Here is an 8175-nt window from a genome sequence, read left to right on the forward strand (position 1 = left end):
ATACCGTCCTGATACACAGGTGCTGGATACTGTCCGAATGAGTACTCCCATCCGTGTCATCGTCGTCGACGACGATGCCAGCATCCGCGACGCCATCGCCGACCACCTGCTGCTGCACGGCTACCAGGTACGCCTGGCGGCGGATGCGGCGGCACTGGACGTGCTGCTGCAGGCCGAACGACCGGACCTGATCATCCTCGACTGGATGATGCCCGGTGAGGATGGGCTGTCGGTCTGCCGCAGGCTGCAGGCGAGGGCGATCCCGATCCTGATGCTGTCGGCGATGGGGGCTGCACCGGACCGCGTGATCGGCCTGGAGATGGGCGCGGACGACTACCTGGCCAAACCCTTTGATCCGCGTGAACTGCTGGCGCGGGTACGCGCACTGCTGCGCCGTCAGGACAAGCTGCGCACGCAGGTGGCCAGCGAGCTGCGGTTTGATGGCTGGCGATTGCTGCCCGACCAGCGTCGCCTGTTCGCACCGGACGGTGCCGAGCTGGTGCTGAGTCGTGGCGAGTTTTCCCTGTTGCTGGCGCTGGCCGAACGTCCCGGGCGGGTGCTGGGGCGTGAGCAGCTGCTGCAGTTGAGTCGCGGAGAAGCCAGTGACAGCGTGGACCGTGCCATTGACCTCGCGATCAGCCGCCTGCGCCGCAAGCTCGGGCAAGCCGCGTCCGGGGCAGAAGCCCTCGTGCAGACACTGCGCGGGGAAGGGTATCGCTTCGACGCTGAGGTACAGGTGCTGTGAGCAGCCGGTGGTCGACCACACGCTGGATCGCGATGCTGGCGCTGGCCAGCCTGCTGCTGGCAACCCTGGTCAGCGTTGCCGTGGTGGGTTGGATGCCCCGGCCCGCGCCGCCACCGATGCGGCTGGACCATGCGATGCAGGTACTGCGTGGGGAACAGGCGCCGGCGTCACTGGGATTGCGCAGGGCGACGCAGGACGCGCCCCCCCAAGGTAGCGCCAGCGACTGGCTCGCGCAGCTGGCGGCCGCGCAGATGGGCATGCCGGCCGAGGATGTACGCCTGGCATGGACGGGGCAGGGCAGGGCGCCCGATGTGCAGGTCATCGAGGGTGGCGCGGTACTGGACGCCTCCGGTCGTGCTGGCGTGCTGAAATCACAGGCCGCGCTGCTGACCGCGATGCAGTGGCCGCCGTTTGAACTGGGGATGCGCCAGGCCGACGGCCGCTGGCGGGTGGTCGGCAGCGACCATAGTGACCTGGCGGCCTGGCGCCGCCAGGTGATGCTCGCCCTGTTGGGCGGTGCGATCCTGCTGGCGCCGTTGGCGGCGTGGGCGTCGATCCGGTTGGGGCGCCCGCTGCGGCGCCTGGCCGAAGCGAGCGCACGCGTCGACCTGCAGGCCGAATCGCCATTGCCCGACGATGGCCCACGCGAAGTGCAGATGCTGGCCGCCGCGATCAGCACCGGTCGCGAACGCCTGCGGGTCCAGGCACAGGACATGACCCATATGCTGGCGGCAGTGGCGCATGACCTGCGCACGCCCCTGACCGGCCTGCGCCTGCGCGCCGAGTTCGCTCCCGCACCACAGGCCGCCCGGATGGTGGCGGACATCGAACGCATGGACGCGATGATCGAGCAGGTGCTGGACTATGCACGCGGCGAGCTGCAGCCCTTGCAGATGCGCTCGCTGGATCTGGCTGCCCTGCTGCAGGAATGCCTGCAAGGGGCGCTGCTGCGCGGGGTCGACATTTCGCTTCAGTGCCCGGATACGCTGCCGTGGCATGGCGATGCGCTGCTGCTCCGGCGCGCGGTCGACAATCTCATCGACAACGCCGAGCGTTACGCGGGCGCCGTGGAGCTGCATGTCGCCGTGTGGGGACATGGGGTGCAGCTGGATGTGATGGATCGCGGGCCGGGCATCGCCGAAGCTGATCGTGTCCGCCTGCTGCAACCGTTCCAGCGCAGCGAAAGCTCGCGCAGTCGCGCTACCGGTGGGACCGGGCTGGGACTGGCCATGGCCGCCAACGTAGCCAGGCGTCACGTAGGCGAACTGCAGCTGCTGCACCGCGAGGGCGGCGGGCTGATCGCGCGACTGCTGCTGGGAAAGCTCCCCTGATATCGGCTGTGGTTTACAGATGGCGGCTATCGGGGATATGATTAGGCGCCTAACCATATCGTGTTCGTGAGATGATCGAAGCCAAGCATCAGGCCCTGCTGGAGGAATCGCAGCGACGCGGCTACGCCAACATCGCGCAACTGCGCCTGTGCTTCCAGCTGCTCTCGTTGTCCTCGTCGATCGATCGCGACTGCGCCGCGCGGCTGGCACCGCATGGGCTCAGCGAGGGCCGCTTCGTCGTGCTGTTCCTGCTGCACGGGGCCGGTGGCACGCTGCCGCCGCACCTGCTGGCCGAGCGTGCCGGCGTGACCCGTGCCACCATCAGCGGCCTGCTCGATGGCCTGCAGCGTGAAGACCTGCTGCAGCGTCGCAGCGATGACGGGGATGGCCGCCGTCTGCAGATCGTATTGACCGCACCGGGAAAGCGCTTGGCCGAGTCGTTGTTCGAGCAGCACACGCAATGGATCAGCGGCCTGTTCGACGGCCTGGATGCGGGTGAACAGCAGCAGCTGTCGCAGCTGCTGCACAAGGTCTGGCAGCATACGGACGGCGGGCGGGAATCGGCAGCATGAGCACGCCCGTTCCTGCGCAAAGGCTGCATGCACTCAACAGTGGCAGCGCTGCTGCCACCCATCTGGCCGAATGCCTGGCCGTGGATTTCACCGCGCTGCTGCAGGTGGTGGCGCCTGCCCTTGAGCCGGAATCGCTGCAATGCATGCGCGACGCCTCAGGCAAGGGCATCACCCAGCGCATGGCGCTGGCGGCGCGGTTGCTGCACGAAGCCGGACAGGGGGAGCCTGCGCGCTGGCAGGGGCATGCGTCAGACACGGTGCGTGGCTGGGCCTGCTACCTGATCGGCGGCGAAGCCGACGCGACGCTGCCGGCCAAGCTGCAGGCGATGCGGCCACTGGCTGACGACCCGCACTTCGGCGTGCGCGAATGGGCGTGGCTGGCGCTGCGTGCCGACATTGTTGCCGCACCACTGCAGGCGCTGGAGTACCTGCAACCATGGACGCAGGAAGGATCGCCGTACCTGCGCCGCTTCGCCTGCGAAGCGCTGCGCCCGCGCGGCGTGTGGGCCACACATGTCGCGCTGTTCAAGCGGCAGCCGGAACTTGCAGAGGCGATGCTGGAAGCACTCGCCGACGACCCGGAGCGCTATGTGCAGGACTCGGTCGGCAACTGGCTCAATGATGCCGGCAAGACACAGCCGCAGTGGCTGCGTGCGCTGTGCGCGCGCTGGCAACAGCAGCACCCTGGTGATGCCAATGCCTACATCCGCAAACGCGCCATGCGCTCGCTCCGGTAGTGCCGGCCGCTGGCCGGCAACCCCCCAAACCTTCAAGGAAGAAGCAGCATGTCGCACACCTTCATCGAGCTCTACACCGCCACCCCCGCCTGGACCACGCTCCAGCCCGAGCAGCGGAATGCCTTCTTCGCCCGTATCGGTGCAGGCATGCAGCAGTTCGATCCAGTCCGCATCACACTGCTGGCGATGGGCCGCATTGCCAGGGGCGTACAGCACGGCAGCGATGAGCAGTTCTATGCGGTCTGGCGCTGTGCAAGCCGCGCGGACGCCGACGCGCTGGTGGCCGGCATTGCCGCCACCGGTTGGCATCAGTACTTCGCCACCATCAACGCCGTCGGCGCAGACGATGGGATGGGGCAGCACCTTGCCGACCTGGCCGCCTTGTAGCAGCGTCTCCGGACGCGCATGGCACATGCGCCTGTCACCCGGACGCGGTAAACAGGACATTGCCCATGTCCATCCGCAGGGAAGTTGATCATGCAGAGCACGCTCCAGGTCACGCTGTTCGGCCCGCTTGGCGACAGCCCGGCATTGCAGTTGCCGGGGCGGGAAGGGCCGTCGGTGGCCATCCCGGAGGCGGCCCTGCGGCGGTTGGTCTCCGACCTCTACACCACCCGTTCCCTGCTCAATCCCGAGCAGCTGGACGAGGCCAGGCAGGAGCTGGACCGCGTGCTGGAGCGCTGGGCCGACATCCACGAAGGCCTGTTGCTGGACGTGGAAGTGCATGGCAAATGAGCGGCTTTGCGTGGCTGCTGCCGCGTGGGCAGCGCCGGCGCGCGCCTCGCTGAACCGCACCCGCGGTTGCGGATGAAACATTTTGCACTGCGCAAAAGCTGTGCTATCAATACACCCCATGAACGCAGCCGCCACCCGCTTTTACTGGTATTACTTTCCGAAGCCACTGGCGGAGGAAGGACTGCGCTCACCCTGAAGAAAGCTTCAGACGCATTCCCGAAAGCCGCCAGCGAACCTGGCGGCTTTTTTCATGCCGCCACGCTGGGGACCCCAACGTTCCGGAGATCTCCTGCAATGCCCCCGCACACCGACGACCTGCGCATCCGCACCATCGAACCGCTGACACCGCCTGCCCAGCTGCTGGCGATGCTGCCCTGTGACGATGAAGCCTCCGACACCGTCAGCGCCTCGCGCGCGGCCCTGCACCAGATCCTGCACGGCCGTGACGACCGCCTGGCAGTGGTGGTGGGCCCGTGCTCGATCCACGACCCGAAGGCCGCCATCGAATACGCCCAGCGCCTGAAGCCGCTGCGCGACGCGCTGGCCGGCGAACTGGAAATCGTCATGCGCGTGTACTTCGAGAAGCCGCGCACCACGGTGGGCTGGAAGGGCCTGATCAACGACCCGGACCTGGACGGCAGCTTCAGGATCGACAAGGGCCTGCGCATTGCCCGCGGCCTGCTGCGCGACATCAACAAGCTCGGCCTGCCGGCCGGTGTCGAATTCCTCGATGTGATCTCGCCGCAGTACATCGCCGACCTGGTGGCGTGGGGCGCGATCGGCGCGCGTACGACCGAAAGCCAGGTGCATCGTGAGCTGGCCTCGGGGCTGTCGTGCCCGGTCGGCTTCAAGAACGGCACCGATGGCAACGTGAAGATCGCCGCTGACGCGGTGGGTGCGGCGTCCAATCCGCATCACTTCCTGTCGGTCACCAAGCAGGGCGGCACCGCCATCGTGTCGACCACCGGCAATCCGGATTGCCATGTGATCCTGCGTGGCGGCAAGCAGCCGAACTACGACGCCGGCAGCGTCGCCGACGCCTGCCAGGTGCTGGCCAAGGCCAAGCTGCCGACGCGCCTGATGATCGACGCCAGCCACGCCAACAGCCTGAAAAACCCCGAGAACCAGCCGAAGGTGATCGAGGACATCGCTGTTCAGCTGGAAGACGGCGAACAGCGCATCGTTGGCGTGATGATCGAGAGCCATCTGGTCGGTGGCCGCCAGGAACTGGTGGAAGGCCAGCCGCTGGTCTACGGGCAGAGCATCACCGATGGCTGCATCGACTGGGACACCACCGTGACGGTGCTGGAGCGTCTGGCTGCGGCCGTGCGCGCCCGTCGCGACGTGAAGGTGTCCGAAGCAGCCTGATCGAAGCCGCCTGAGTGCGGCACGTGTGTGGATGGCGGCCAGCGCCTGCGGGGGTGCGGCCGCGATCAGGGCCGGTCGGAGTTGGAGGCCGGCCCATCTGCACCGGCGATGCGCCTGGCGCTGCGCATGAGCGACAGCGCCAGGTACATCGCCGGGGTGGTGATACCGCTTCCTGTAGCGTCGAGCCATGCCCGACCTGCGCGCGAAGCGCGTTGGTTTCCTGCAAAGAGCAGTCGAGCATGGCTCGACTTTACGAAGAGGCTCAATGCACTTCGTCGTGGTAGACGAACTTCGGCATTTCCCAGCGGTAGTGGATCGCCAGCAGGCGCAATGCGAAGCCGCCGCCAAGGCAGCACAGGATTGCGGTGGCATCGGCCACGCCCCAGTGCAGCAGCAACAGATAGGCCGCGCCGGTCAGCAGCGCGATGATCGCGTACAGCTCCTTCTGGAAGATGAGTGGCACCTCGTTGCAGAGGATGTCGCGCAGCACCCCGCCGAACGCGCCGGTCAGCATGCCGGCGATCAGCACGATCGGCATTGCATGGCCGGCTTCGCGCGCGATCGAGCAGCCGATCAGGGTGAAGGCGATCAGGCCCAGGCCATCGAGCACCAGGAAGGTGCGGCGGAAGTGGTGCATCCAGCGCGCCACCCAGGTGGCGATCAGCGCCGCGCACACGGTGAAGCCCAGGTACTCGGGGTGCTTCACCCAGCCCAGCGGGTAGTGGCCGAGCAGGATGTCGCGCAGTGAACCACCCCCGAGGGCCGTGACGCAGGCGATCATGACCACGCCGAACAGGTCCATGCGGCGGCGGCCGGCGGACAGTGCGCCGGTCATGGCTTCGGCGGAAATGGCGATCAGGTAGATGATGGACAGCAGCATGGGGCAGGCTCCGGGCGCGGTGGGGCCGGCCATGCGCGACCACCGCCACTGCCTGCGCAATGACGGGATGACGATGACCGGTGCCGCTCCCGCTGTCCTTTTGCCTGAGAGTTCAGCGGCATGGGCCGCGTGCCCCTTCGGCGGATCGTCCCGGGCATGCCCGGTGACCTCTCTCCAGCTCGGCGAGTCGAATGCATGGTTGGTGGGATTCCAGCCCACCGGCCTGAGCGATCATGGGAGCCTGCGCCTTCGGCGGGCGCCAGCGCGGCGCCTCTCTCCTGCATTCGGGCGCCAGTATATCCGCTGCAGTGCAGCACGGCATAATCCAGGCATGGCCCCGTCCGTCCGCCCGTGGTTCCTGTACCTGCTCGAATGCCGCGATGGCAGCTATTACGCCGGCATCAGCACCGATGTGGAGGCGCGTTTCGCCGCCCACCAGGCCGGCAAGGGCGCGCGCTACACCCGGGCCCGGCCGCCGCTGCGCGTGCTGGCCGTGCGCGAATACCCGGACCGGGCCGCCGCCTCGCGGGCCGAGTGGCAACTCAAGCAGCAGCCCCGCGAACGCAAGCTGGCCTGGCTGCAGGCAACGGATCCTGCGCTTCTGTAGAGCCGAGCCCACGCTCGGCTGTTGTTCCGTCTGCCCGATGCGGGAGCCGAGCATGGGCTCGGCTCTACAGTAGATCCACGTCATGCGTGGATGGGCCATTCGGCCCATGCGATGATCGCCCCGCGCCCAGAGCCGGAGACCCGGATGTCCACGATTGCCCTGCTGTTCGCGCTTTCCGCAGCAACGAGCCCTGCCGCCGACGCCGCCACGATCGCGGCCATCGAAGCCACCTGCCACGACTACGTCGATGGCCAGCTGGAGGCCGACCCGCAGCGCGTCGCCCGTTCCCTGCATCCGGACCTGGCCAAGCGCGCTGTGCTCGGCGATACACCCGACGAGCGCCTGGGCCTGCGCCGGATGTCGAAGGAAGAGCTGGTCTCGTTGACGAAACAGGGCGCGCTGAAGACCCCGAAGGATCAATGGGATCGCCGCTGCACGGTGCTGGACGTGACCGGCAACGCGGCCTCGGTGCGGCTGGAAACCCCGTGGTTCGTCGACTACTTCCACATGGGGCGTTTCGACCAGCGCTGGGTCATCGTCAACGCACTGTGGTACCCGAAACCGAAGGCGCACTGAGCGATGCGTGCCGCCGGCAACGCATGGATCTCCGTCGTCGTGCTGGTCGCCAGCATCGCGCTGCTGCCTGGCCTGCTGTATCTGCTCGGGCTGGCATTGGTGGACGGTCGGCCGAAGCCGGCCGACCGCGCGCCCAGTGGCGTGGCTGCGTGCAGCGGTGAGCCACGGGCGGGATACCAGCCGATGAACCCCTGGCGCTTCACCGCCCAGTTCTTCGACAAGGACGGGATGAAGAACAAGGTGCCTGAAGTGGAGCGGGAGGCCTTCTGGATTGCCCGGCGCCACCTGTGGCGGCAACCCCAGCGCGGCATGCTGCGCTGGCATCTCGGCAGTACCGCACTGACGATCTGGATCACCCGGCATTGGAGTACCGCGCAGATTGCCGACACCGCGAGGAAGGAGGACTTCTGCCGGAAGTAGCAACTGTCTTGTCAGGGGCAGCCGAGGGCCACCTCGGCGTCCCGCTTACGGGCGTTTAGGATAACCAGCATTTTGCGCATGACCGCCACGAGCGCCACCTTGCTCGCTTTGCCTTTGGCCTTCAGGCCAGCGTAAAACGTGCGCAGTCTTGGCTCGTACCGGATGGCCGTCAGGGCCGCCATGTAAAGGGCTTCGCGTACCACC

At 67.3% G+C, this 8175-nt stretch carries 11 protein-coding genes, 1 pseudogene and 2 riboswitches; of the genes and pseudogenes, 10 read left to right on the forward strand and 2 right to left on the reverse strand.

Going from position 1 to position 8175, the window contains the following annotated elements:
• Nucleotides 1-37: 37 nt before the first annotated feature.
• The 7 genes from AC5QAB_RS20280 (at nt 38) to AC5QAB_RS20310 (ending at nt 5488) form a co-directional block, all read left to right on the forward strand.
• Nucleotides 38-745, forward strand: coding sequence for a response regulator transcription factor (locus AC5QAB_RS20280; RefSeq protein WP_014648590.1), 708 nt, complete (start codon nt 38-40; stop codon nt 743-745).
• Nucleotides 746-777: 32 nt separating this feature from the next.
• Nucleotides 778-2076, forward strand: a complete 1299-nt coding sequence (locus AC5QAB_RS20285) for an ATP-binding protein (RefSeq protein WP_197561921.1) — start codon at nt 778-780, stop codon at nt 2074-2076.
• A 71-nt stretch (nt 2077-2147) separates the two neighbouring features.
• On the forward strand, nt 2148-2648 hold the full coding sequence (locus tag AC5QAB_RS20290) for a MarR family transcriptional regulator (protein WP_197561918.1): 501 nt from the start codon (nt 2148-2150) through the stop codon (nt 2646-2648).
• Complete coding sequence (locus tag AC5QAB_RS20295) at nt 2645-3385, forward strand: DNA alkylation repair protein (protein ID WP_197561917.1); 741 nt, start codon at nt 2645-2647, stop codon at nt 3383-3385. Before AC5QAB_RS20290 ends, AC5QAB_RS20295 begins: the two co-directional genes overlap by 4 nt.
• A gap of 48 nt (nt 3386-3433) precedes the next feature.
• Entirely contained in the window at nt 3434-3772 is a 339-nt protein-coding gene (locus AC5QAB_RS20300) for a DUF6616 family protein (RefSeq protein WP_046432768.1), read from the forward strand.
• A gap of 90 nt (nt 3773-3862) precedes the next feature.
• On the forward strand, nt 3863-4120 hold the full coding sequence (locus tag AC5QAB_RS20305; RefSeq protein ID WP_014648585.1) for a hypothetical protein: 258 nt from the start codon (nt 3863-3865) through the stop codon (nt 4118-4120).
• A 294-nt stretch (nt 4121-4414) separates the two neighbouring features.
• Nucleotides 4415-5488, forward strand: coding sequence for a 3-deoxy-7-phosphoheptulonate synthase (locus AC5QAB_RS20310; RefSeq protein ID WP_014038657.1), 1074 nt, complete (start codon nt 4415-4417; stop codon nt 5486-5488).
• Nucleotides 5489-5750: 262 nt separating this feature from the next.
• On the opposite strand, the gene AC5QAB_RS20315 is transcribed toward AC5QAB_RS20310, so the two are convergent.
• Complete coding sequence (locus tag AC5QAB_RS20315; RefSeq protein WP_005411215.1) at nt 5751-6368, reverse strand: trimeric intracellular cation channel family protein; 618 nt, start codon at nt 6366-6368, stop codon at nt 5751-5753.
• A gap of 82 nt (nt 6369-6450) precedes the next feature.
• A riboswitch (glycine riboswitch) is annotated at nt 6451-6556 on the reverse strand.
• A 13-nt stretch (nt 6557-6569) separates the two neighbouring features.
• A riboswitch (glycine riboswitch) is annotated at nt 6570-6659 on the reverse strand.
• A gap of 40 nt (nt 6660-6699) precedes the next feature.
• On the opposite strand from AC5QAB_RS20315, the gene AC5QAB_RS20320 reads away from it, so the two are divergent.
• The 3 genes from AC5QAB_RS20320 to AC5QAB_RS20330 all read left to right on the forward strand — a co-directional run bounded on the left by AC5QAB_RS20320 (nt 6700) and on the right by AC5QAB_RS20330 (nt 7971).
• Nucleotides 6700-6975: a GIY-YIG nuclease family protein gene (locus AC5QAB_RS20320; RefSeq protein WP_032958252.1), complete on the forward strand. Its 276-nt coding sequence runs from the start codon at nt 6700-6702 to the stop codon at nt 6973-6975.
• Between the two features lie 144 nt (nt 6976-7119).
• The gene (locus AC5QAB_RS20325; RefSeq protein WP_049439281.1) at nt 7120-7551 is read left to right on the forward strand and encodes a nuclear transport factor 2 family protein; all 432 of its coding nucleotides are present in this window, start codon (nt 7120-7122) and stop codon (nt 7549-7551) included.
• A gap of 3 nt (nt 7552-7554) precedes the next feature.
• Nucleotides 7555-7971, forward strand: a complete 417-nt coding sequence (locus tag AC5QAB_RS20330) for a hypothetical protein (RefSeq protein WP_241884799.1) — start codon at nt 7555-7557, stop codon at nt 7969-7971.
• Between the two features lie 11 nt (nt 7972-7982).
• On the opposite strand, the pseudogene AC5QAB_RS20335 reads toward AC5QAB_RS20330, so the two are convergent.
• A pseudogene (locus tag AC5QAB_RS20335) lies at nt 7983-8175 on the reverse strand (IS110 family transposase); the annotation flags it as partial.

The sequence above is a fragment of the Stenotrophomonas sp. YJH_SMC_127 genome, assembly GCF_059372445.1.